The sequence below is a fragment of the Stenotrophomonas sp. SAU14A_NAIMI4_8 genome (assembly GCF_003086695.1).
Lineage (GTDB): Bacteria > Pseudomonadota > Gammaproteobacteria > Xanthomonadales > Xanthomonadaceae > Stenotrophomonas.
In genome coordinates this window covers 1221425-1246202 of the sequence record NZ_CP025999.1, presented here as the reverse complement: position 1 = coordinate 1246202, position 24778 = coordinate 1221425, and the positions used below count along the sequence as shown (strand labels likewise).

The window sequence follows — 24778 nt, the reverse complement described above, 5'->3', positions numbered from 1 at the left end:
ATATCGTTTCAGACGTCGCAGAGACGGATCGCCTCGCGCAATGAGCCAATGGGATCGGGCAACGCAGGCATGAATTCCTGTGCCAGATACCCATCAAAACCGGTGTCGCCGATCGCGCGACAAATGGCCGGATAGTTCAGTTCCTGCTGGTCGCCGATCTCGTGCCGGCCAGGCACGCCTGCGGTGTGGTAGTGCTTGAAGTACGCGTGGTCCCGACCGATGGTGGCGATGATGTCGCCTTCCATGATCTGCATGTGGTAGATGTCGTAGAGCAGGCCGAAATTGTCCGAGCCGAGCCGCTTGCACAGCTCCACGCCCCAGGCCGAGTGGTCGCACAGATAGTCTCGATGGTCCACGCGGGAGTTCAGCAGTTCCATCACCAGTACGACGCCGCGTTTCTCGGCGTGGCCGAGGATGCGCTTGAGGCCGGCTTCGGCGTTGGCCATGCCCTGCTGCGGGTCCATGCCATTGCGGTTGCCGGAAAAACAGATGAGGTTGCGATAGCCGGCATCGGCTACCAGGTCGATGTGCCGCGTGTAGCGCGCCACCAGTTCATCGTGGAATTCGCGGCCGGCGAAGCCCTTGGTCAGGCCCAGCTCCGCGCCGTTGCACATCGAGCTGTCCACGCCATGTGCCTTCAGGGTGGGCCAGTCCTCCGGGCCAACCAGGTCGATGGCGGCAAAGCCGAGGCCCTTCACGGTCTGGCAGAGCTGGGCGACCGACAACTGCGGGAAGGTCCAGCGAGCGACAGCGTGCTTCAGGCGGCCTTTGAGGGGTGCAGCATCGGCGGGGACGGGCAACGCGCCTGCAGCGGCAACACCCAGTCCCACCCCCCCGGCAAGTGCGACACGCAATGCGTCCCGGCGTGTGAAGCCCGGCGCCGGTGCCGGTCCGCTTGAATGAATGGCCATCCACTTACCGGCCTCCCAACCGGTAGCAAACGCAAACGATTCACTGCAATGCAATCGATTGCACCATACGGGAGGACGTATTTTTTTTGCAAGACGCGGTGCACGAAAACGCATGCTGCGGGGCACCACTGCGATGACATCGCGGAAAAAGAAAAGCCCCGCATGAGCGGGGCTTTCTTTTCTGCTGCTGACGCGCGTTCGATCAGAACGGAATATCGTCGTCAGCGAAGTCGTCCATCGGCGGTGCCTGCTGCGGCTGCGGGCGCTGGTTGCCACCCTGGTTGCCATAGCCGCCGCCCTGGTTGCCGCCCTGGTTGCCGTAGCCGCCACCCTGGTTGCCACCGCCCTGGTTGCCGTAACCACCGCCCTGGCCGCCACGCTGGCCACCGCCACCGCCGCCGTACTCCTGGCGCGGGGCCTGCTGGCGCTGCGGACGGTCGCCGCCGTAGTTGCCGCCACCGCCGCCGTCACCGCGGCCGCCCAGCATCTGCATTTCATCGGCAATGATGTCGGTGGAGTACTTCTCCACGCCATCCTGACCGGTGTACTTGTCATAGCGCAGGCTGCCTTCGACGTAGACCGAGCTGCCCTTGCGCAGGTACTCGCCAGCGATCTCGCCCAGCTTGCCGAAGAACACCACGCGGTGCCATTCGGTGCGTTCCTGCTGGTTGCCGTCCTTGTCCTTGCGGACGCTGGTGGTGGCCAGGCTGATGCGGGTGATCGCCATGCCGCCCTGGGTGTACTTCACGTCCGGGTCGTTGCCGAGATTGCCGACCAGGATGACTTTGTTGATGCCGCGCGCCATAGGTACCTTCGTCCGTTGTCCAAGGGCAGGCCGCCAGTGATAGCACGCCGTGACCGGGCATGCCGTGGCCGGGGCCACCCTTGGTGAAATTTGGGGGATGCAAGAACGGTACATCTTAACATCGCCACCGGCCAGCGCCTGCCCTGCGACGACCGGCGCGGCCGGGCGGAACCCTGGAAAATCGTTGCAGGGCAATGGTTTGCGGCGAAAGAGCGGGCATTCTCCGGGCCGCCGTGACCTGCCCAGCGCGCAATCGGCCCGGTTCGATGGAGACAGCGGCGCAGCGCGCGAGCTGCGCCACGGCCATGGCAGATGCGGCACGGTCACGACCGGGCCAACGCCTGTCTCGGCCGGGCCCACCGCATGGCATCATGCGTCCTGCACCGCCCGTTCTTCCCCACCCGGACAATGACGATCAAAGGCAAAGCCACTTCCCTGGACATCGCCCACCTGGCCGGGGTGTCCCAGCCCACGGTGTCGCGCGCCCTGCGTGGCAGCCCAATGGTGAATGCGGAAACCCGCGAGCGCATCCTGCGCATCGCCCGCGAGCTGAATTACAAGGTCGACAAGAACGCCTCCAGCCTGCGCCTGCGCAATGCCGGCACGCTGGCGTTGCTGTTCTTCGAAGATCCCACCAACGATGACTCGCTGATCAACCCGTTCTTCCATTCCATGCTGGGCTCGATCACCCGCGCCTGCGCCCTGCACGGGCAGGACCTGCTGGTGTCCTTCCAGCAGCTGTCCACCGACTGGCAGGCCGACTACGAAGACAGCAACAAGGCTGACGGCATCATCCTGCTGGGCTACGGCGATTACCACCAGTCGCGCGACCGCCTGCAGCGGCTGGTGGAACAAGGCACCCATTTCGTGCGCTGGGGCGCGGCCCTGCCCGGCCAGCCCGGGGTATCGATCGGCAGCGACAACTTCCAGGGCGGGCATGACATCACCGCCCATCTGCTGGACCAGGGCTGCCGCCGCATCGCCTTCCTCGGCCACGCGTCCAGCCATTACCCCGAATTCGAAGAGCGCTATCGCGGCCACGTGGCGGCGCTGCAGGCACGCGGCCTGACGGCCGAGCCCGGCCTGCAGCACGATGCGATCACCACCGAAGCCTCCGGCTACGAGGCCTGCCTGCAGCTGCTGGGCAGCGGCGGCCCGATCGATGCCATCTGCGCGGCCAGCGACCTGATCGCCATTGGCGCGCTGCGTGCCCTGCGCGAACGCGGCCTGCGCGTGCCGCAGGACGTGGCGGTGACCGGCTTCGACGATATTCCGCTGGCAGCCTCGGTATCGCCGCCGCTGACCACCGTGCAGCAGGACACCAAGCAGGCCGGGCAGCTGCTGGTGGAAAAACTGCTGGCGCTGATCAACGGCCAGCCGGTCGATGGCCTGAGCATTCCGGTGAAGCTGGTCGCGCGCGAATCCTCGCTGCACCGGTAACCGGTAGAGTCGAGCTTGGTCGACTGGCCCCTTGGTAGAGTCGAGCTTGCTCGACTGTCGTGCGCAGCGCAGTCGAGCAAGCTCGACTCTACAAAGCCCAGGCCAGGGCAGTCGAGCAAGCTGGACGCCCCCGGCTACGGGCCACCCATGACCAACGGGGGATTCCCCCCGCACCCATTCAGCGCGATAAACGACGTTCATACACAAGGAATGGGTGTACGTCGCATGCTGAAGATCGATTCGCTGTCCAAGACGTACGCCAATGGCGTGCACGCCCTCAATGCCGTGTCGCTGGACATTCCGCGCGGTATGTTCGGGCTGCTGGGCCCCAATGGTGCGGGAAAGTCATCGCTGATGCGCACCCTGGCCACGCTGCAGGAAGCTGACAGCGGATCGGCCACCCTCAGCATTCCCGGCGAATCCCCCATTGATGTGCTGCGCGACAAGGACGCCGTGCGCCGCCGCCTGGGCTATCTGCCGCAGGATTTCGGCGTGTACCCGAAAGTAAGCGCGCTGGACCTGCTGGATCATTTCGCGGTTCTGAAGGGCCTGACCCAGCGCGCCCAGCGCCGCGAGGTGGTGGACGGCCTGCTGCAGCAGGTGAACCTGTGGGACGCACGCAAGCGCAAGCTGGGCACCTACTCCGGCGGCATGCGCCAGCGCTTCGGCATTGCCCAGGCACTGCTGGGTGATCCGCGCCTGGTCATCGTGGATGAGCCCACCGCTGGCCTGGACCCTGAAGAGCGCAACCGCTTCCTGAATCTGCTGGCGGCCATCGGCGAGAACGTAGCGGTGATCCTGTCCACCCACATCGTGGAAGATGTCACCGATCTGTGCCCGACCATGGCGATCATGAACAAAGGCCAGGTGCTGCTGACAGGGCGCCCTGTCGATGCCATCGATGCCCTGCAGCACCAGGTCTGGCGCAAGCAGGTGGATCCTTCCGAACTGGCCGACCACGAGGCGCGCCATGTGGTGCTGTCCTCGCGCCTGGTGGGCGGGCGCCCGGTGATCCATGTGCACAGCGCCAGCGACCCCGGCGACGGCTTCAGTGCAGTGGCCCCCGATCTTGAGGATGTCTACTTCCAGCGCCTGCGCCTGCAGGCGCGTGCCCGCGCGGCCTGAGCGGAGTAGACCATGATCCTGACCTTCTTCCGCTTCGAGCTGCGCGAGCAGCTGCGTTCGCCACTGCTGTGGCTGCTGGCACTGCTGTTCGCCGCCCTGGCCTTTGCCGCCGCTTCGTCCGAAGCCGTGCAGATCGGCGGCAGCCTGGGCAACGTGCACCGCAACGCCCCCATCGTCATTGCCCGCTTCATGGGCATTTTCACCATGTTGTGCATGCTCGTGTCCACGCTGTTCGTCAGCACCGCACTGCTGCGCGATTTCGACCTCGGCACCGCCGAGCTGATCTTTGCCAGCCCGATCAAGCGCCGCGACTATCTGGCCGGGCGCCTGCTGGCAGCGCTCTGTGCCAGCCTGCTGGTGTACGCCATCATTGCGCTGGGCATCTTCCTGGCACCGTTCATGCCGTGGGTGGACCAGGCCCGGGTCGGGCCGGTTTCCCTGGCAAGCTATGCCTGGGCGTTCACCTGGATCGTGCTGCCCAACGTGGTGTTCACCACCGCCCTGCTGGCACTGCTGGCAGCACTGACCCGCTCGATCCTGTGGGTCTACATTGGCCTGGTGTGCTACCTGGTGCTGTACGGGGTCAGCGCATCGCTGCTGCGCGACATCGACAATACGTGGATTGCCGTGCTGTCCGAGCCGCTGGGCATGCGTGCGCTCGGGCGCACGGTGCGCTACTGGGCAGCCGAGCAGAGCAACACACAGCTGCCCGAGGTGGGCAGCTACCTGCTGGCCAACCGGGCGTTGTGGCTGGGCGTGGCCATCGCCCTGTTCGCCGCCACCTTCGCTCTGTTCCGCACCGAACGCAGCGGCAGCGGCCGCAAGCGCTGGGGTCGCAAGGCGGTCATTGCCAGCAGCGACCACCGCCCGGCGCGGATCGTGGCACCGCGCGTCCGCCCCGGCTTCGGCGCGCTGACCGCCTGGCACCAGTACCTGCGCCAGGTGCGCTTTGACACATGGGGCGTGCTGCGCGGGGTTCCCTTCATCGTGTTGCTGGTGTTGGGCATGGCCAACTTCATCCCCGGCGCATTGAACCAGAGCACCATGTATGGCACGCCCATCTGGCCGGTCACCCCGGAGATGCTGGCGGCCCTGCAGGGCGCCTACAGCTGGCTGCTGGTCATCATCGTGCTGTTCTACTCCGGTGAGCTGGTCTGGAAAGAACGCAGCGCACGCCTGAACGAGGTGACAGATGCCATGCCGGTACCGAACTGGGTGCCGCTGCTGGCCCGGTTCAGCACGCTGATCGTGGTCATCGCCTGCTTCCAGGCCATCGGCGCGCTCGTTTCCATGGTGCTGCAGCTGGCCCAGGGCTACACCCACCTGGAACCACTGCTGTACCTGAAGACGCTGGCCCTCGGCTCGGTGTTCTACGTGCTGATGGGCGGCATGGCGCTGGTGCTGCAGGTGCTGACCAACAACAAGTTCTTCGGCTATGCCTTGCTGATCGTGGTGATGGTCGCGCAGGTCGCGCTGGCCATGCTGGATTACACGCAGAACCTGTACAACTTCGGCAGCTGGCCCAATGCGCCCTATTCGGCGATGAACGGCTTCGGCCACTTCCTGCCCGGGCAGCTCGCATTCCAGGCGTACTGGGCACTGCTGCTGGTGGCATTGCTGTGCCTGGCCTCTGCCTTCTGGGTGCGCGGTGTCGGCGCCAGCCTGCGTGATCGCCTGGCCCTGGCCGGGCGCCGTCTGCGCGGGCCCACCGGTGCGGGGCTGGCCGCCTCGCTGCTGGCGTTCGTTGCCTTGGGTGGCTGGCTGTACTGGAGCACCAACATCCGCAACGACTTCCGCTCGCCGGACCAGGAGCGCGACCTTCGTGCTCGCTACGAGCGTGAGCTGTCCAGGTACCGCAGCCTGCCACAACCGCGCATCGTGGCGGTGGACAATCGGGTTGACCTGCACCCTGAAACGCAGTCGGTCACTATCGATGCCGACTGGACCGTGCGCAACACCCACGCCACGCCGATCAGTGACGTGCACCTGTCGATGGGCGATGACCGCCATCTGCAGCGCGTGGACCTGGGCGGGCAGACGCTTGGCTTCCACGACAAGGACCTGGGCTACCGTATCTATCACCTGGCCACGCCCCTTCAGCCGGGCGAGGAACGGCGCTTCCACTTCCGCGTCGAGCAGCACCCCACAGGCATCACCTCAGGCCAGGCGCAGAGCCAGATCGTGGAAAACGGCACGTTCTTCAACAGCACCCTGTTGCCGTCGTTCGGCTACAACCAGGACAGCGAACTGCAGGATCGCAACGAACGGCGCAAGCGTGGGCTGGGCGAGCCAACCCGCATGCCCAAGCTGGAAGACGAAGCGGCACGGGCCAACACCTACGTCTCCAATGACGCTGACTGGCTCGACTTCCGCACTACCATCTGCACTGCACCCGACCAGGTCGCACTGGCACCGGGCTATCTGAAGCATGAAGCCGTGGTCGATGGCCGCCGCTGCTTCAGCTACGCGATGGATCGCCCGATGCTGAACTTCTATGCCTACCTGTCCGCACGCTGGCAGGTAAAGAAAGGCATGTACAAGGACATTCCGATTGAGGTGTATTTCGACCCGGCCCACGCCTACAACGTGGACCGCATGATCGAGGCCGTGCAGAAGTCGCTGGCGTACTACGAGGCCAACTTCACCCCGTACCAGCACCGCCAGGTCCGCATCATCGAGTTCCCGGGGTATTCCAGCTTTGCCCAGTCCTTTGCCAACACCATCCCCTACTCCGAGTCGATCGGTTTCATCGCCGACCTGCGCAACCCGGACAAAGTGGACTACGTGTTCTATGTCACCGCTCACGAAGTTGCACACCAATGGTGGGCACACCAGGTGATCGGCGCCAACGTGCAGGGCGCTACGGTGCTGTCCGAATCACTTTCCCAGTATTCGGCGCTGATGGTGATGGAACAGGAATACGGTCGCGGGCACATGCGCCAGTTCCTGAAGGACGAGCTGGACAGCTATCTGTCCGGCCGTGGCGGTGAGCGTATCGAAGAGCTGCCGCTGGAACGGGTGGAGAACCAGCAGTACATCCACTACCGCAAGGGCTCGCTGGCGTTCTACCGGCTGCGCGAGGAGATTGGTGAGCAGGCCTTGAACCGTGCCTTGAAGCGCTTCCTGCAGGACAAGGGCTACCAGCAGCCGCCCTACACCACCTCGCGCGAACTGCTGGGCTACATCCGCCAGGAAACCCCTGCCGACCGCCAACAGGTGGTGACCGACCTGTTCGAGAAGATCACGCTGTACGACAACCGTCTGCTGGCGGCCACCGCGCGCCGGCGCGATGACGGCCGCTACGAGGTGACCCTGAAGCTGCACGCAGCCAAGTCCCATGCCGACGGCCAAGGCAAGGAGACCCCCGCGGCGATGGATGACTGGATGGAGATCGGCGTGTTCGCGCAGGGGACATCGGGCAAGGAGCGCGATGAAAAAGTGCTGTACCTGCAGCGCCACCACATTACCGCTGAAACGCCGACGATCACGGTGACCGTGGACGCCAGGCCGGATGAAGCCGGGTTCGACCCGTACAACAAGCTGATCGACCGGGTGAGCGAAGACAACCGGCGCAAGGTCACGATGTGATCACCACGGAGGTGCCGGCAGCGACCGGCACCTCCGTCACCCCGATACCCGTAGAGTCGAGCTTGCTCGACTGCCGTTCGCCTCCTGCCCGTAGAGTCGAGCTTGCTCGACTGCTGTGCGCCTCATACCCGTAGAGTCGAGCTTGCTCGACTGCTTTGCGCAGAGCAGTCGAGCAAGCTCGACTCTACGAAGCAAAGCCAGAGCAGTCGAGCAAGCTCGACGCTACGCGAAGTCCTTCAGGATCTCGCCCACGCCGCTCGGGGAAACCTCGAAGCCCAGCGGGGTGCCGGGGTTGATCACCACGCCGTAGCCGCCGGGTACGCGGCGCAGCACGTCCAGCATCCGCCAGCGGATCTGGTGCGGCGCCTGCTGGCTGTAGATGCCCACCCGCGCAGGATCGGTGAATACCGCCACGTGCAGGGTGCCCTGCTTGTCGAACAGCAGCGGGTCGAAGCCGCTGCCGTCGGGGGTGACCAGGCTGCCAGTCAGCAGCACCACCTCGGAGGCGACGAAGGCTTCCATGAAGGCACGGATCGGCACGGCACCGTCCATGGCCGCCTTCAGCAGGGTTTCAATCGGGGTCTGCGGGGCAAGGTCGGTCATGGCGGTACGGCAGGCAATCAGGGGGGCCCCCATTGTAGAGTCGAGCTTGCTCGACTGCTCGAAGAGCGTGCGAACCAAGGTTGGCACCTACCAGAGCGGGCGTGCCAACCAAGGTTGGCACCTACCAGAGCGGGCATGCCAACCAGGGTTGGCACCTACCAAAACGGTAGCGCCGGGCCATGCCCGGCGGCGCCCTCAGCGCCCCAGCCGCTGGTCCCGCGCCTGCTGGTCGGCCATGGCCTTGTCCAGTTCGGCCTGCAGCGCCGGCTGCTTCACCGGCGCATCCAGCACGTAGACCTTCACCCCGTGTGCGGGTACTTCGGTCTGCAGCCGGCCCTTCACCTTCAGTTCGCCGCCGCCCAGCGCTTCGCGCCAGGTGCCGGCCTGCAGGTAGCGCTCCACGCTGAAGGTCTTCGCCGCATCGCCCTTGTTCAGCAGCACGAGCGCCGTCTGCGCCACATCGCCGTGCTGCAGCACGCGCAGGAACACCGCTTCATCGCCCTGCAGGCGCTCGTTCACCTGCAAGCCGCGCTGTAGGGCCGGGGTGGCTTCGCGCAGCTTGGCGATGCGCTGCAGCGGCGCGAAGATCGGGCTCTGCGGCGCGGCGTCCACGCGCGGCTGGCCGAAGTAGGCGCGGTTGCCGGCATGTTCGGCACGGCCGCGCATGAAGCCGGTTTCCGAACCGTAATAGACCACCGGAATGCCGCGTGCGGTGAACAGCCAGTTGTGCGCGTCGATGAAGCCGTTGTCGCTGGCCTGCAGGCGCGGCATGTCGTGGTTGTCGTAGAAGCTCATCAGCTCGTACGGGTTGGCATACGGCCCGCCACTCAGGTGCAGCGGTTCGGCCAGGGTTTCAAAGCCCTTGCCGGCGGTGCCGAAGGTCTGCTCCATCGCGCCGCGCAGTGGGAAATCCAGCACGCTGACGTTGGCATTGGCTGGCCAGGTGTGCTCGGCAATGCTGGCCGCGTTGTAATCGAAGGCTTCGCCGAACATGAACATGCCCGGGTGCTGCGCCCGGATGCGGCTGACGAATTCATGCCACCACGGGTGTGGCAGCCAGCCGATGGTGTCGATGCGCAGCGCATCCACGCCCTGCGCGGTCCACTGCAGGTACGCCCCCACCAGATAATCCATCACCGCCGGATTGTTCTGGTTGAAGTCGGACAGCTCGGCCAGGTTGCCGTCGAAGATCGAACCGTCCTTGCTGTCGACCGGGCCGATGTTGTTGTAGAAGGCGTGCAGCGGGTTGTGCTGCGGGTCCAGCTTCTGCGGCGGCAGGTTCTGGTGGTCGGCAACCAGCTTCCCATCCTTGTCGAAGATCTGGCCGAACTGCGGCTGCCGCTTGGGCATGGTCCAGGCCGGCGAACCATGGTTGCCGACGATGTCCAGCACCACCTTCAGGCCGGCATCGTGCAGGCCCTTGTTGAGGCCGGCGAAATCCAGATCCTTGCTGGGCAGGTGCTCGTCGAGCTTGTAGAAGTTGATGCCCCAGTAGCCGTGGTAGCCGGTCTTGCCGCGGTCGGTCAGCGTGCTGGTGCAGCTGATCGCCTTGCTGCCGGTGAAGGCTTCGTCGGGGTTGTCGACGATGGGAGTGATCCACACCGCACCGAAGCCCAGGTTGCGGATGTACTGCGCGTTGTCCAGCACGCCGCGGAAGTCACCGCCCAGGTAGCCGATGTTGCCATCCACCTTGTCCGGGCACGGCACCGGAATATCGAAGGTGCGGTGCTTGCCCCCCTGGTCGCGGTGGTCGTTGGATGGATCGCCATTGACGAAGCGATCGGTCACCACGAAGTACACCGCATCGCTGGCGAACGGCTCGGTGGTGCCGACATACGCCGGGCGCGGCGCGGCCACGGCCTGGCCAGCAAACAGGGCTACACAGACAGCAACAGGCAACACAGCACGCATCACACCACCTCCGAACGCGACGGAACCCGCAGCACGCACACACCTGCCAGCAGCAGGCTGCAGCCGCCCAGCACCAGCACGTGCATCGGCTGGCCGCCCAGCCATGCGCGCAGGGCAAAGCCCAGCGCACTGGCCGCGACCAACTGCGGGATCACAATGAAGAAATTGAAGATGCCCATGTACACACCCATCTTCCTGGCCGGCACGCTGTCAGACAGCAGGGCATACGGCAGCGACAGGATCGACGCCCAGGCAAAGCCCACGCCCACCATCGACAGCAGCAGCCAGTGCGGATCGCGGATGAACATCAGCGAGATCAGGCCGGCGCCGCCCAGCCACAGGTTCACCAGATGGCTCCAGCGCAGGCCCACGGCACGCACCATCAACGGGATGACCAGCGCGGCCAGCGCGGCAAAGCCGTTGTACGCGCCGAACAGCACGCCCACCCAGTTGGCACCTTCGTTGTAGGCGGCCGACTGCGGATCGGTGGAGCCGAAGTGGGTGCCGGCCACTGCGGCCGTGGTGTAGATCCACATGGCAAACAAGGCGAACCACGAGAAGAACTGCACCCAGGCCAGGCGCCGCATGGTGATGGGCATTGCGCGCAGATCGTCGACGATCGCCGCCAGCATGTGGGTGCCCGGCAGCGAGCGGGCCACCGCCAGCAGCAGGCCGTAGCCCGCACACAGGCCGGCCAGCACGTACAGCATCTTGTCGCCCTGGCGCCAGGCGATCAGCACCGCCAGCAGCAGGCCCACGCCCAGCCACAGCGCCACCTGCGACCACGGCGCGGGGCCGTTCACTGCGGCCGCGGCGTGGTGTGCCGGTGGTTCGGCGTCATCGAAGCCGGCCAGCTCGGTGGGCGAATACTCACGCGTGCTGACCACGGTCCAGGTGATCGCTGCCAGCAGCACCACGGCACCGAAGTAGAACGCATAGCGCACCGTGTCCGGCACTTCGCCGGCGGCCGCCGTATTGGCCACGCCGAAGTGGGCCAGGATGAACGGCAGGAAGCTGGCCACGATCGCGCCCACGCCAATGAAGAAGCTCTGCATGGCGTAGCCGGTCGGCCGCTGGCGCGGTGCCAACTGGTCGCCCACGAACGCGCGGAACGGTTCCATCGACACGTTGATGGAGGCATCGAGCACCCACAGCGTGCCGGCGGCGATCCACAGCGTGGGCGAATTGGGCATCACCAGCAGCGCCAGCGTGGTCAGCACCGCGCCGATCATGAAGAACGGCCGGCGTCGCCCCCAACGCGTCCAGGTGCGGTCGGACAGGTAACCGATCACTGGCTGCACCAGCAGACCGGTCAGTGGCGCGGCGATCCACAGCCCCGGCACCGACTCCATGTCCGCACCCAGCGTTTCGAAGATGCGGCTGGCATTGGCATTCTGCAGGGCAAAACCAAACTGGATGCCGAGGAAGCCGAAGCACATGTTCCAGATCTGCCAGAACGACAACTGCGGTTTGGCAGGACGGCTCATCGGCTACCCTCGACTGCGGCCACCGGCGCCACCTTCAGCGCCTGCACCTGGGCCTGGTTGAGCACGCCATCGCGCCCGCCCTTGCCGCCGGTGTAGTGCGCGAAGTGCTGCAGCGCGCTCATGTTGAAGCCCTCTTCCAGCTTCACCGTGCAACGTTCCTTGGGCACGCTGAAGGTGGCGGCGGTGGAATCCTGCGCGGCCACGCTGTGCGGCAGGGTCACCGTCAGGCGCTGCGCGGGCTGGCCGGCGCACTGCACCGCCAGCTGCTTCACCGCAGCGGTCACCCCGGTGTTGATCGGGCCATTGGGGTTGGTGTACTGCAGCCGCAGCCGCACCAGCCCGGCCTTGGCCGCCGTGAACTGCCACTGGCGCGCGCCGCGCAGCACCTGCTGCGGGCCCACGCACAGCATCGGGCTGTGCAGCGATTCCAGCGCACCGTCGCGGCGGGTCAGGCTCAGGCAGTGCTGCAGGCCGTCATCGCCGATGCGCGCCACACCCTTGCTGATCGCGGTCAGCGCGCGACCGTCCTGCCACAGCACCTGGCCTTCGGCCACCGGTACGGTCCAGCCCTTGCCGCTGCGCCGCGCCTGCGGTGCGGCCGGGGTGGCCGGCGCGCGCGCGTTGGCATCGGCGGTGCTGGCGGGCAACGCGCGCGACGGCGCGGCCACCAGCTGCACCGTGGTGGTGGTGCCGCGCGTCTTCACCTTGCCGGCCACCAGCAGGCCATCACCCACCTGCTTCGGGCGCTCCAGCACGTAGCGCTTGCCGTTGGCGTCCAGGGTGATGCGGCGCTGCTTGCCGAATAGTTCGGGCACCAGGCTGGCCGGCAGTTTGGGCTGCACGCTGCCATCATCCTGCACGCCAAACACCCCTTCGGTGACCATGGCCAGGTAGCCGGCCACCGACCACAGCTGGCGCTCGGAATTGACCACCGGCCCGCTCAGCGCGCCTTCGTCCACATGCACGGCCTGGCTGACCAGTTCGTAGTTTTCCATGTTGGAACCGGCCAGCGCCGCGCCCTGCATCAGCGAGCGGATCTCGGCGGCGATGCGCGGTGCATCGTCCAGCTTGCGCGCGGCGCGCAGCGAATAGGCGCTGACGAACGGCCAGATGGCGCGGTTGTGGTAGATCGGCTGCTGCGCTTCCTGCGGCCACACCACCGGGCTGCCGGCCGGCCCCATCGGGTAAGCGGCCAGCGCACGCTGTGCGCGCTCGGCGGGCAGCACGTCGGCCAGGATGCCCAGCGACAGGCCCAGCAGGTCCACCTTGGCGTACGGCACCGGGTGCGCCGCTTCGCCGATGTAGCTCATGTACTGGCCCATGTCCTGGCGCCAGAAGCGTGCATCGATCTGCAGCGCCAGCGCATCGGCCCAGGCCTTGTACTGCTCGGCGCGCTCATCGCCCAGCTGCGCGGCCATCTGCTGGCCCAGGCGCAGGGCCTGGTAATGCAGCACGTTGGTGGACAGCGCGTAGGAATCGCCGATGAAGCGCACGTTCTCCCGCGTCCAATCCGGGTAGGTCTGCTCGCGCCAATCCAGGAACGAAGTCTCGCCGCGGTACAGGCCCATCTGCGGGTCGAACACCATCGCCCGGTCCTGCGCCAACGTGCCCTGCAGCGCCTGCCAGACCTGATCGGCGAAGGCCGCATCATCCAGCAGATGGCGCGCGGCCAGGAACCACACCACCCGGTCGCTGCTGATCGGCCAGCTGCCGCCCGAGCCGGTGTCCTGGGCCACGAACAGGCCAGGGGTATGGCCATCGCGCGCCGCCGACAACTTGAACTGCAGCGACTGCCGGGTGCGCTGCGGGTCCAGTTTCGCCAGGGCCAGGTCGGCGGCGAAGCTGACATCGCGGGTCCACACGTACGGCCAGCGCGCGCCGGTCTGGAAGCAGTCGCAGGGCACCGGGCGGCCTTCATCGAAGGCCGGATCGCGGATCGCGTCCACGCGGTCCTGGTCCATTTCCTGCTGGGCCAGGGCGAACAGCGCATCGAACATCACGCTGCCGGTCTGGCTGCGCATGGGCGCGGCGGCAATGCGCACCTCGCCCTTGGGCGCGTGCAGCACGAAGCTGCCCTTGGCAGCGGTTTCGGCACGCGCGTGGCGGCCGTTGAATTCCAGGTCGGCCGCGTGCGCGGTCGTTCCCAGCGCTGCCCCCAGGGCAGCCGTCAGGCAAATGATCTTCAGCATCGAAGCGGCAGACCGGCTTGCGCCCGTCGACCTCCCTCCCTCTCTGCACCGTTGTGGGTCCGCGCCACCGGAACCGGTGCGCGGGCGCGGCCCCTCCCTCAAGGTGCCTTGCCCCATGGTAGACGCGGCGCCGTGGCCTGCGTCCAGTTGCATACGTATTCATGGCCATCGCGTGAAGACCGGGCGCCGTGCTGGCTTATGGTCCGGGTCTGCCAATGGCGCCTTGGGAGGGGAAATGCCGGCTTTTTCTGTTGCAGTCCGCGCGATGTTCGCGCCGGTGTTCGGCATGGCCCTGCTGGGTCTGGCGGTGGTGGCCCAGGCCGCGCCGCAGGTCACCCGGGTGGAATCGCCGGGCAAGGTGCTGGCGGTCAGCCTGGTGCTCGATGGCGGTACCGCGCGCTACCGGGTGGAACGCCTGGGCGCGCCCGTGGTGGACGATTCCAAGCTGGGCTTCGTGCTGCGCGACGGCCGCCTGGACCGTGATTTCGTCCAGCTGGGCGAACAGCGGCGCAGCGTGGACGAGACCTGGGAACAGCCCTGGGGCGAGCGCCGCGTCACCCGCAACCACTTCAATGAACTGACCGTGCAGCTGGCCGAGAGCACCGGCAGCAAGCGCCGCGTGGACGTGGTGTTCCGCGTCTACGACGACGGCCTGGGCTTCCGCTATGCGTTCCCCGAACAGCCCAACCTGCGCGAAGCGATCATCGATGACGAGGTGACCGAGTTCGCCATCGCGCCGGATTCCACTGCGTGGTGGATTCCGGCCGGCGAGCCGATCCACTACGAGTACCTGTACCAGCGCACGCCGCTGCGCGAGGTGCCGCTGGTGCACACGCCGATGACCCTGCGCAGCGTGGATGGCCTGCACGTGGCCATCCACGAGGCTGCGCTGGTGGACTACGCCGGCATGTGGCTGCGCCGTACCGAAGGCCAGCGCCTGCGCGCCGAGCTTTCGCCTTCGGCCGAAGGCTGGAAGGTGCGCCGCAGCCTGCCCTTCGCCACGCCGTGGCGCACGCTGCAGATTGCCGACCGCGCCGGCGGCCTGGTCGAATCGGACCTGATCCTCAACCTCAACGAACCCAACGCGCTGGGTGATGTGAGCTGGGTGAAGCCGGCCAAGTACCTGGGCGTCTGGTGGTCGATGCACCTGGACAACGAAAGCTGGGCCACCGGCCCGAAGCATGCCGCTACCACCGCCAAGACGAAGAAGGTAATCGACTTCGCCGCCGCGCACGGCTTCCGTGGCGTGCTGGTGGAAGGCTGGAACCCCGGCTGGGACGGCATGTGGGTGGGCAATGGCTATGACTTCGATTTCACCCGCGCCACCGCCGATTTCGATATCGAAGCGCTGTCGGCCTACGGTCTGAAGAAGGGCGTGCACCTGATCGGCCACCACGAAACCGGCTGCGCCATCGAACACTACGAAGACCAGCTGGACGCCGCGCTGGACCTGTATGCGCGCCTGGGCGTGGATCAGTTCAAGACCGGCTACGTCTGCGATGACGGCCAGGTGGACCGCCGCAACCCGGCCGGCGGCCCGCTGTGGCGCGAGTGGCATGACGGCCAGTTCATGGCCCGCCACCACCTGAAGGTGGTGCAGGAGGCCGCACAGCGGCACCTGTCGGTGAACCCGCACGAGCCGATCAAGGACACCGGACTGCGCCGCACCTACCCCAACTGGATCTCGCGCGAAGGCGCGCGCGGCATGGAATACAACGCCTGGGGCCAGCCGCCGAACCCGCCCGAACATGAGGTCAACCTGGTGTTCACCCGCATGCTGTCCGGGCCGATGGATTACACCCCCGGCATCCTCAGCCTGAAGGGCCGCCACGGCCAGGCCATTCCCAGCACCCTGGCCCGCCAGCTGGCGCTGTACGTGGTGCTGTACAGCCCGATCCAGATGGCCGCCGACCTGCCCGAGCATTACCTGCAGCACCGCGAGGCGTTCCGCTTCATCGAAGACGTGGCGGTGGACTGGGAACAGAGCCGCGTGCTGGATGGCGAGGTGGGCGACTACGTGACCCTGGTGCGCCGCGACCGCAACAGCCGCGACTGGTTCCTGGGCAGCATCACCGACGAACACGGCCGCGTGCTGCCGGTGTCGCTGGGCTTCCTGGAACCGGGCGTGCGCTACCGCGCCGAGATCTACCGCGACGGCGACGGTGCGGACTTCCGCAGCAACCCGTTCGCGTTCAAGCGCGAGACGCGTGAAGTCACCAGCGCCGATGCCCTGACCCTGGTGCTGGCACCGGGCGGTGGCCAGGCGATCCGCTTCACGCCGGTGCACTGAACACCCGCACTTCTGCATCGCCGGGCATGGCCCGGCGCTACCGGGAGCGGAGACTGGAATCGTTTACAACGCTGCAAACGCCATTGAATACGTATGCAGGGTGATTCCGCCGAACAACGCGCTGCCTACCATAGCGGCGACGACAGCGGCCACCGCGTCGCACGTTTCCGGCCCCGCCGGGACGACCACAAAATGCTCTACAACATTGCCTGGGAGGGGAAAATGTTGAACCACAAGCGCAGCGCGCTGAGTCTGGCGCTGGCCGTCGTACTGGTGCCGTCGCTGGCATCGGCGCAGTCCACCGAAGCCACCGCCACCGATCCGTCCGCCACCAACCTGGACACCGTGCAGGTAACCGGCATCCGCCGCGGCATCGAAAACGCCATTGCGGTGAAGCAGAGCGCCACTTCGGTGGTCGAAGCGATTTCCGCCGAAGACATCGGCAAGCTGCCCGATGTCAGCATCGCCGAATCGCTGGGCCGCCTGCCCGGCCTGGCCGCCCAGCGCGTGGCCGGCCGTGCCCAGGTCATCAGCGTGCGCGGCTTGTCGCCCGACTTCGCCACCACCCTGCTCAACGGCCGTGAAGTGGTCAGCACCGGCGACAACCGCAGCGTTGAATTCGACCAGTACCCGTCGGAACTGGTGAACGGCGTGACCGTGTACAAGACCCCGGACGCGGCCCTGGTCGGCCAGGGCCTGTCCGGCACCATCGACATGCAGACCGTGCGCCCGCTCAGCTTCCCCGAGCGCGTGATCGCCGTCAGCGGCCGCCTGCAGAAGAGCTCGCTGGGTGAAGCGGCCAACGTCGATGAATTCGGCAACCGCTTCAGCGCCAGCTACATCGACCAGTTCTTCGACAAGACCCTGGGCATCTCGATCGGTTACGCGCACAGCGACAACCCGATCCAGGAAAACCAGGTGGGTCTGTACGAACCGTGGACCACCGAGCAGACCACCAACGGCAACCGCCCGGGCCTGGCCGCAGGCACCTACTTCTCCGATGGCATCAAGGCCCTGCGCCGTACCGGCAACAACAAGCGCGACGGCGTGATGGCCACCATCCAGTTCCGGCCGAACAACGCCTGGACCAGCACCTTCGACGCGTTCCACACCGAAGCCGAACAGATCGACACCGCCAACCAGTTCGAGGTCAACCTCAGCAACTACAACGGCGGTTACACCCCGGGCCTGCTGATCAGCAACCCGCAGGTCAATGCCGATGGCACCTTCACCGGGGGCACCGCCAGCGGCGTGTACCCGCTGGTGCGCGGCATGTACAACAAGCGCAAGGACAAGATCGATGCGTTTGGCTGGAACAACGAGTTCACCTTCGGCAGCGTGAAGCTGGTGGCCGACCTGAACTACTCCAAGGCCACCCGTGACGAACTGAACCTGGAAAACAACCTGCAGCTGACCCCGATGCCGCAGCTGGACACCATCGGTCTGGTGGTGAACCCGAACGGCTTCTCGCAGATCTCGCCGGGCCTGGATTATTCCAACCCCGATGCGCTGTTCCTGACCAACACCATCTACGGTTCCGGCTACGGCAAGGTGCCGCAGGTGGAAGACCGCCTGAAGGGCGGCAAGCTGGCGGCCACCATCAGCCTGCCCGAAGCGATGGCGTCGTGGGCACCGGACCTGGATATCGGCGTGAACTACGCCGACCGCCGCAAGACCAAGACCCAGTCCGAAGGCAACATCCTGCTGGGCGCCCAGGGCGATGCCAACATCGCCTCGGACCTGCAGTATTCGCCGGTGAACCTGGGCTTTGCCGGCATCGGCAACATTCCGGCCTGGAACGTGCCAGCCGCCGTGGCCCGCTACATGACCTTCGATCCGGTCGACAACCTGGATTACCTGATTCCCAAGTCGTGGGTGGTGGAAGAGAAGATCACCACCGCGTGGGCGCGCCTGAACATCAACACCGACATCGGCGTGGTGGGCGTGCGCGGCAACATCGGCGTGCAGATGCAGCACACCGACCAGAGTTCGGATTCGCGCTACTGGGACAGCTCGCAGCCGGCCGGCAGCAACATCCAGCCGTATTCCAACGGCAAGACCTACAACGACTGGCTGCCCAGCTTGAACCTGGCCTTCATGTTCCCGCATGAGCAGACGCTGCGCTTCGCCGTGGCCAAGCAGGTCGCCCGCCCGCGCGTGGACCAGATGCGCGCCGGCCTGGAATTCGGCGTGGATACGGCCACCGGCAAGCCCGGCGGCAGCGGCGGCAACCCGCTGCTGGACCCGTGGCGCGCCACCGCCATCGATCTGTCCTACGAAAAGTACTTCGGTGAAAAGGCCTACGTGGCCGCCGCCGTCTTCTACAAGGACCTGAAGAGCTACGTGTACACCCAGTCGGTGGACAACTACGACTTCACCGACCTGCTGGGCAGCTACGTGCCGCCGCCGGGCATGACCGTGCCGGTGCTGACCACCGGTACGTTCTCCTCGCCGCAGAACGGCAAGGGCGGCACCCTGAAGGGCCTGGAACTGACCGCATCGTTCCCGCTGGACATGCTGACCGACAGCCTGCGCGGCTTCGGCGTGCAGGCCAGCGCCACCTTCAACAAGAGCGACATCGAGATCCTGGACCCGGAAAGCGCCTCCAGCGTGGGTACCGATCCGATCAGCCTGCCGGGCCTGTCCGACCGCGTGTACAACTTCACCGCCTACTTCGAGCGCAATGGTTTCGAAGCACGCGTGAGTCAGCGCCGCCGTTCGGATTTCATCGGTGAAATCGGCAACTTCAACGGCAACCGCACGCTGCGTTACGTGGTGGGCGAGAACGTAACCGATGCCCAGGTCAGCTACACCTTCAGCGACAGCAGCGCCCTGCGTGGCCTGACCCTGCTGCTGCAGGGAAGCAACCTGACCAACGAACCGTACCGCACCTACGCCGGCACCAAGGATCGCCCGCTGGAATACATCGAGTGGGGCCGCACCTACGTGCTGGGCGTGAACTACAAGTTCTGACCCACGCCGGGAAACCACCGAAAACCCGCTGCGCAGGCAGCGGGTTTTCTTTTGCACCGGCGTTGGTAGAGGGTCGGTCGTGCCCATCCACGCGTGGCGTGGATCTACTGAAATGCCCATCCACGCATGGCGTGGATACGCCAACCCCGGCCACCACGCCCCCCGGTAGATCCACGCCATGCGTGGATACGCCACCCCAGGCAACCACGCCCCCCGGTAGATCCACGCCACGCGTGGATACGCCACCCCAGGCAACCACGCCGCCCGGTAGATCCACGCCATGCGTGGATACGCCAACCCCGGCAACCACGCCCCGGTAGATCCACGCCATGCGTGGATACGCCACCCCATGCAACCAAGCACAAAAAAGGGACGGGGCGCTTCGGCCCCGTCCCCGCAAGTACCGCCACCGGAGAAATCGGTCAGCTGCGTCGGGCGCAATACACCGCGCGCGGCGGCAGCCGCAGTTCGTTGCCTTCCACCGTGCCCGCATCCGGGCCCGGCACCGCCACCTGTTCCCAGCGGCCGGCCGGCAGCGGATGGCTGACCGGCGCTGCCGACAGGTTGAAGGCCAGCAGGAGAGTTTCATCTGCAAGCATACGCTGGAAAAGCAGCACCGGCTCGGCGCTGTCCAGGAATTGGATGTCGCCGTGCAGCAGGGCCGGCTGGGTGCGCCGCCAGGCCAGGAAATCGCCGAAGGCGCTCAGCACCGAGTGCGGGTCGGCCTGCTGCACCGCCACCGCGGCGGCACGGTGCTCGGCCGGAATCGGCAGCCACGGCTTGCCGGTGGTGAAGCCGGCCAGCGGGGCATCGGTCCACGGCAGCGGCGTGCGGCAGCCGTCACGGCCCTTGAAGTTGGGCCAGAAGGTGATGCCATACGGGTCCTGCAGGTCCTCGAACGGCACCTCGGCCTCGGCCAGGCCCAGTTCCTCGCCCTGGTACAGGCAGACCGAGCCGCGCAGCGAACACAGCATGGCCACCAGCATGCGGGCCAGGCGCGGGTCGGCCGGGTGGCCGCCCCAGCGGCTGACCGCCCGCTCCACATCGTGGTTGGACACCGCCCAGCACGGCCAGCCTTCGGTCATCACCGCTTCCAGGCGCGAGACCGTATCGCGGATATAGGCCACGCTGTAGTCGTCCACCAGCAGCTCGAAGCTGTAGCCCATGTGCAGGCGGCCGTCCTGCGTGTACTCGGCGGTGGTGGCCAGCGAATCTTCCGACGAGATCTCGCCCAGACTCACCGCGCCCGGGTACTGGTCCAGCAGCGCGCGCAGCTGTTCGAGGAACGGCAGGTTTTCCGGCTGGGTATTGTTGTAGTAGTGGTACTGGTAGGCGTACGGGTTGTCCGGGCTGAAGCCGCGCCCCACCCGCTTGTCCGCCGGCTTGGGCGGGTTGTCACGCAGCTGCGCGTCGTGGAAGCAGAAGTTGATGGCATCCAGGCGGAACCCATCCACGCCGCGGTCCAGCCAGAAGCGCACGTTGTCCAGCGTGGCCTGCTGCACTGCCGGGTTGTGGAAGTTCAGGTCCGGCTGGTCGACCAGGAAGTTGTGCAGGTAGTACTGCTCGCGGCGCGGTTCCCACTGCCAGGCGCCGCCGCCGAACAGCGACAGCCAGTTGTTGGGCGGGGTGCCGTCTTCGCGCGGGTCGGCCCAGACATACCAGTCCGCCTTCGGGTTGCTGCGGTCCTGGCGGCTTTCACGGAACCAGGCGTGCTCGATCGACGTATGGCTCAGCACCTGGTCGATCATCACCTTCAGGCCCAGGCCGTGCGCCTTGGCCAGCAGGCGGTCGAAGTCGTCCAGGTTGCCGAACAGCGGGTCCACATCGCGGTAATCGGCGATGTCATAGCCGAAATCGGCCATGGGCGATCTGAAGAACGGCGAGATCCAGATCGCATCCGCGCCCAGCGCGGCAATGTAGTCCAGACGCTCGATGATGCCCGGCAGGTCGCCTACCCCGTCGCCGTTGGCGTCGAGGAAACTGCGCGGGTAGATCTGGTAGATGACGGCTCCGCGCCACCATGGATTGTGCGACATCGACAGCCCCCCTCCGGGCATGCGGGACCCGCCGGAAGCGGGCCGAAAAGCAACTCCGGCAAGCTTAGCGGCGGCCTCCCGGCGATGGCGCTGGCTGCATACGTATTCACGCCGCGGGGCCGGCCAGCGGCCCGCGAAAAGACCGGTCGGTCGGGTTTCCGCCCGAATTCACGGCCAGCGCCTATAATCGGGGGGAGCCTGAAAGCCTGATCGCATGACCATCACTGAAGACACCCGTCCCGCCCTGGGCCTGCCCCAGATCCAGTCGCTTGCTGCGGCCGACATGGCCGCCGTCGATGCCCTGATCCGGCGCCGGCTGTCCTCGGACGTGGTGCTGATCAACCAGATCGCCGACCACATCATTTCCGCCGGCGGCAAGCGCCTGCGCCCGATGCTGGTCATGCTGGCCGGCCACGCGGTCGGTCAGGCCGGGCCGGAGCACCACCAGCTGGCGGCCATCATCGAGTTCATCCACACCTCCACCCTGCTGCACGACGATGTGGTGGACGAATCCAGCCTGCGCCGTGGCCGCAGCACCGCCAACGCCCTGTGGGGCAATGCGCCCAGCGTGCTGGTGGGCGATTTCCTGTACTCGCGCAGCTTCCAGCTGATGGTGGAACTGGACCGCATGCCGGTCATGCAGATCCTGGCCGACACCACCAACCGCATCGCCGAAGGCGAAGTGCTGCAGCTGCTGCACGTACACAACCCGGACACCGACGAAGCGGCCTACCTGCGCGTGATCGAGCGCAAGACCGCGGTGCTGTTCGCCGCCGGCACCCGCCTGGGCGCGCTGGCCAGCGGCCAGGACGAAGCCACCCAGCAGGCCCTGTACGACTACGGCATGCACCTGGGCTACGCCTTCCAGATTGCCGATGACGTGCTCGATTACTCGGCCAATGCCGAGGAACTGGGCAAGAACCTGGGCGACGACCTGGCCGAAGGCAAGGCAACCCTGCCGCTGATCCACGCCATGGCCCACTCCGACCTGGCTACCCGCGAGCGCCTGCGCAGCATCGTGCAGGACGGCGACGCCTCGGCCATGCCGGAAGTGCTGGCCGCGATCCGCGCCACCGGTGGCCTGGACTACAGCCGCCGCCGCGCCGAGGAGTACGCCGAAGCCGCCGAGCGCGCGCTTGACGGCCTGGGCGACAACGATGCCTTGGCCGCCCTGCGCGGCCTGGCCCGCTACGCGGTGCAGCGCTCGCATTGATCGGTGAAGGTGTGCCGACCTTGGTCGGCACACAAGCATCGGTGGGTGCCGACCGTTGGTCGGCACGCCTTTGATTACCGGAACCGTTCCTCGAAGAACTCATCCAGCGCCTTCCACGCGCGCTTGGCCGCGCGTTCGTTGTACTGGCACCCCGGCGGGCTGTTGGCATCACGCTCGGCAAAGCAGTGCACCGCGCCGCTGTAGTTGGTGAATTCCCAGTCGACCTTGGCCGCGTCCATTTCCTTCTGGAAACTGCCGATATCCTCGGCCGTCACGCTGGTATCGTCGGCGCCATTGAGCACCAGCACCGAAGGATGCGTGCCCCCGGCCTGTGCCGGCAGCGGTGAGCCCAGGCCGCCGTGCAGGCTGACCACAGCGGCCAGCGGTGCACCGGCACGGGCCAGCTCCAGCACCGTGGTGCCACCGAAACAGAAGCCGACCGCACCGATCCGGCTGGCATCCAGCGGTGCCTTGCCGGCCTGCGCCTTGAGCACGTTCACCGCTTCCAGCGCGCGTGCGCGCAGCAGCGGCCGGTCGTTGCGCAGCTTGGTTGCCACCGGGCCGGCCTCGGCATCGCTCTTCGGCCGCACGCCCTTGCCGTACACATCGGCCACCAGCACCACGTAGTCATCGCCGGCCAACTGCTTGGCCTTTTCAATCGCCGATGCGTTCACGCCCTTCCAGTTGGGCACCATCACCAGGCCGGGGCGCTTGTCATCGTCGCCGTCGTCGTAGACCAGCACACCACTGAAGGTCGTGCCCTGGTGCGTCCATTCCACCGGTTGGGTCTTCATCGCCGCCCACGCCGGCATCGCCGCCAGCCCCAGCACCATCGCCACACCATACCGCCAGCTGTTCATGTGCCTGCTCCAGAAAGAAGGGAAGCAGGCTGCACGGTGCCCACGCCTGCCAGTGCGCATTCTGCATTGGCGGCGTGACGCAGGTGTGGTTGGATACCCCCCTGTTCCTGCTTCCCTGCAATTGAATGAACCTGGTAGATCGTTTCCTGTCCGGCCTTGTTGCCCGCCTGCCGGAAGATGACGCCCCGCAATGGGCCCACGTGCAGGGCGCCAGCGCCGACGACCTGCAGCGCCTGCGCACGCAGTGGCCGCAGGTACCCGACAGCCTGCTGAAGCTGCTGTCGCGCGTGGATGGCACGCACTACCGTGAGTACCCCGGCGGCGAGGTCTGCGTGCTGGTGCTGGGCTCGGACGTGGGGGACTATCCGTACTTCCTGCGCTCGGTCGAACAGATCTTCGACGACCAGCGGCAGTGGCACGACAGCATCCGTTCCATCTACGAGGAATGGCTGGACGACGAGCCGGACATCCTCGGCGCCGGCATTGACGGCGATCTGCCGATGAACCGTCGCCTGTGCTTCTCGCACTGCATGAACAACGGTGGCACCTCGATGCTGTACCTGGATTTCGATCCCGCCCCGGGCGGCACCGTCGGCCAGGTGGTGCGCTACCTGCACGATCCGGACAGCTACGCGGTCATCGCCCCCAGCTTCGATGCCTACCTGCAGGACCTGATCGACCGCGATTACAGCTTCATCGAGTAGATCCACGCCATGCGTTGATGGGGGTCACGCGCTCTCACCCGCGTTCGATCCACTGCAACGTTCCCGGTTCGAACGCCAGCAGATCCGCCGCCGCCAGCTGCGCACGCGACCAGCGACGTTCCGGCGGCGCTGGCTGCCGGGCGCCCACCGAACCATCGTAGTCGCGCACCAGCAGGCCAATACGCGCCGCACCTGCGCCCAGCAGCGCATCAATGCGCTGCAACCACTGGCAGGCATCGCCCAGCGCTTCTTCTCGCCGCAGCTGCTGATCCTGTTCATGCCGGGCCAACTGCTCGGCCAGCGCGCGGGCGATCTTCGCCTCGCTCCAGCCCTTCTTCCGCCAGCGCTCGGCATCGCCCGCCCACGCCGGCTCGGCCCGCAGCGAAGCCAGCGCCGTCCCGCAATCGCAGTGCGCGGCACTCAGCCAGGGCTGCCAGCCGGGGCCGACCGCCGCCTGCAGGCTGGGCGAGGCCTGCGCGAACAGGCACCGGCCGCTGCGGCTGAAGACCGCGGCGGCCGTGTCGTGGGCCAGCGTGGTGGGCAGGAACACGGTGATGAAGGTGCACATGCGGGCGTCCGGGTCCGTCCGGGAATGCACCGATGGTAACGCGCCCCTGGAGTAGATCCACGCCATGCGTGGATA

General features: G+C 66.5%; 16 protein-coding genes. 7 read left to right on the top strand and 9 right to left on the bottom strand.

Annotation, left to right across the window (positions count from 1 at the left end; all coding sequences use genetic code 11):
- Positions 1–8: 8 nt before the first annotated feature.
- Positions 9–911: a TIM barrel protein gene (locus C1930_RS05750; protein ID WP_108755630.1), complete on the bottom strand. Its 903-nt coding sequence runs from the start codon at positions 909–911 to the stop codon at positions 9–11.
- A 202-nt stretch (positions 912–1113) separates the two neighbouring features.
- Entirely contained in the window at positions 1114–1716 is a 603-nt protein-coding gene (ssb, locus tag C1930_RS05745) for a single-stranded DNA-binding protein (protein ID WP_108755629.1), read from the bottom strand.
- Between the two features lie 408 nt (positions 1717–2124).
- Here ssb and C1930_RS05740 point away from each other — a divergent pair, with 408 nt between their 5' ends.
- The 3 genes from C1930_RS05740 to C1930_RS05730 all read left to right on the top strand — a co-directional run bounded on the left by C1930_RS05740 (position 2125) and on the right by C1930_RS05730 (position 7869).
- Positions 2125–3156, top strand: coding sequence for a LacI family DNA-binding transcriptional regulator (locus C1930_RS05740; protein WP_108771275.1), 1032 nt, complete (start codon positions 2125–2127; stop codon positions 3154–3156).
- 225 nt (positions 3157–3381) lie between these two features.
- Positions 3382–4281, top strand: coding sequence for an ABC transporter ATP-binding protein (locus tag C1930_RS05735; RefSeq protein ID WP_108771274.1), 900 nt, complete (start codon positions 3382–3384; stop codon positions 4279–4281).
- Positions 4282–4293: 12 nt separating this feature from the next.
- Entirely contained in the window at positions 4294–7869 is a 3576-nt protein-coding gene (locus tag C1930_RS05730; RefSeq protein WP_108771273.1) for a M1 family aminopeptidase, read from the top strand.
- Positions 7870–8091: 222 nt separating this feature from the next.
- Here C1930_RS05730 and C1930_RS05725 read toward each other — a convergent pair whose 3' ends face one another.
- From C1930_RS05725 to C1930_RS05710, 4 genes are all read right to left on the bottom strand, one after another.
- Positions 8092–8472 (bottom strand): SseB family protein, encoded by a 381-nt coding sequence (locus tag C1930_RS05725; RefSeq protein ID WP_108752423.1) that lies wholly within the window; start codon positions 8470–8472, stop codon positions 8092–8094.
- A gap of 195 nt (positions 8473–8667) precedes the next feature.
- Positions 8668–10383: an alpha-amylase family glycosyl hydrolase gene (locus C1930_RS05720; RefSeq protein ID WP_108771272.1), complete on the bottom strand. Its 1716-nt coding sequence runs from the start codon at positions 10381–10383 to the stop codon at positions 8668–8670.
- Positions 10383–11870, bottom strand: a complete 1488-nt coding sequence (locus C1930_RS05715) for an MFS transporter (RefSeq protein WP_108748862.1) — start codon at positions 11868–11870, stop codon at positions 10383–10385. Before C1930_RS05715 ends, C1930_RS05720 begins: the two co-directional genes overlap by 1 nt.
- A complete protein-coding gene (locus C1930_RS05710) occupies positions 11867–14059 on the bottom strand; it encodes a Six-hairpin glycosidase-like protein (RefSeq protein WP_108771271.1) in 2193 nt (730 codons plus the stop codon). Before C1930_RS05710 ends, C1930_RS05715 begins: the two co-directional genes overlap by 4 nt.
- 235 nt (positions 14060–14294) lie before the next feature.
- Between C1930_RS05710 and C1930_RS05705 the strand changes: the two genes are divergently transcribed.
- Positions 14295–16349 (top strand): glycoside hydrolase family 97 protein, encoded by a 2055-nt coding sequence (locus C1930_RS05705; protein ID WP_108771270.1) that lies wholly within the window; start codon positions 14295–14297, stop codon positions 16347–16349.
- Between the two features lie 222 nt (positions 16350–16571).
- Positions 16572–19322, top strand: a complete 2751-nt coding sequence (locus C1930_RS05700) for a TonB-dependent receptor (protein WP_199912008.1) — start codon at positions 16572–16574, stop codon at positions 19320–19322.
- A gap of 422 nt (positions 19323–19744) precedes the next feature.
- Here the strand turns inward: C1930_RS05700 and C1930_RS05695 are convergent, their stop codons facing one another.
- Positions 19745–21358: an alpha-glucosidase gene (locus C1930_RS05695; protein ID WP_108771269.1), complete on the bottom strand. Its 1614-nt coding sequence runs from the start codon at positions 21356–21358 to the stop codon at positions 19745–19747.
- Positions 21359–21572: 214 nt separating this feature from the next.
- On the opposite strand from C1930_RS05695, the gene C1930_RS05690 reads away from it, so the two are divergent.
- A complete protein-coding gene (locus tag C1930_RS05690; protein WP_108771268.1) occupies positions 21573–22571 on the top strand; it encodes a polyprenyl synthetase family protein in 999 nt (332 codons plus the stop codon).
- Between the two features lie 74 nt (positions 22572–22645).
- Here C1930_RS05690 and C1930_RS05685 read toward each other — a convergent pair whose 3' ends face one another.
- Positions 22646–23431, bottom strand: a complete 786-nt coding sequence (locus C1930_RS05685) for a dienelactone hydrolase family protein (RefSeq protein ID WP_108771267.1) — start codon at positions 23429–23431, stop codon at positions 22646–22648.
- Between the two features lie 125 nt (positions 23432–23556).
- Between C1930_RS05685 and C1930_RS05680 the strand changes: the two genes are divergently transcribed.
- The gene (locus tag C1930_RS05680) at positions 23557–24135 is read left to right on the top strand and encodes an SMI1/KNR4 family protein (protein ID WP_108771266.1); all 579 of its coding nucleotides are present in this window, start codon (positions 23557–23559) and stop codon (positions 24133–24135) included.
- A gap of 34 nt (positions 24136–24169) precedes the next feature.
- On the opposite strand, the gene C1930_RS05675 is transcribed toward C1930_RS05680, so the two are convergent.
- Complete coding sequence (locus tag C1930_RS05675; protein WP_108771265.1) at positions 24170–24703, bottom strand: hypothetical protein; 534 nt, start codon at positions 24701–24703, stop codon at positions 24170–24172.
- Between the last annotated feature and the right edge of the window lie 75 nt (positions 24704–24778).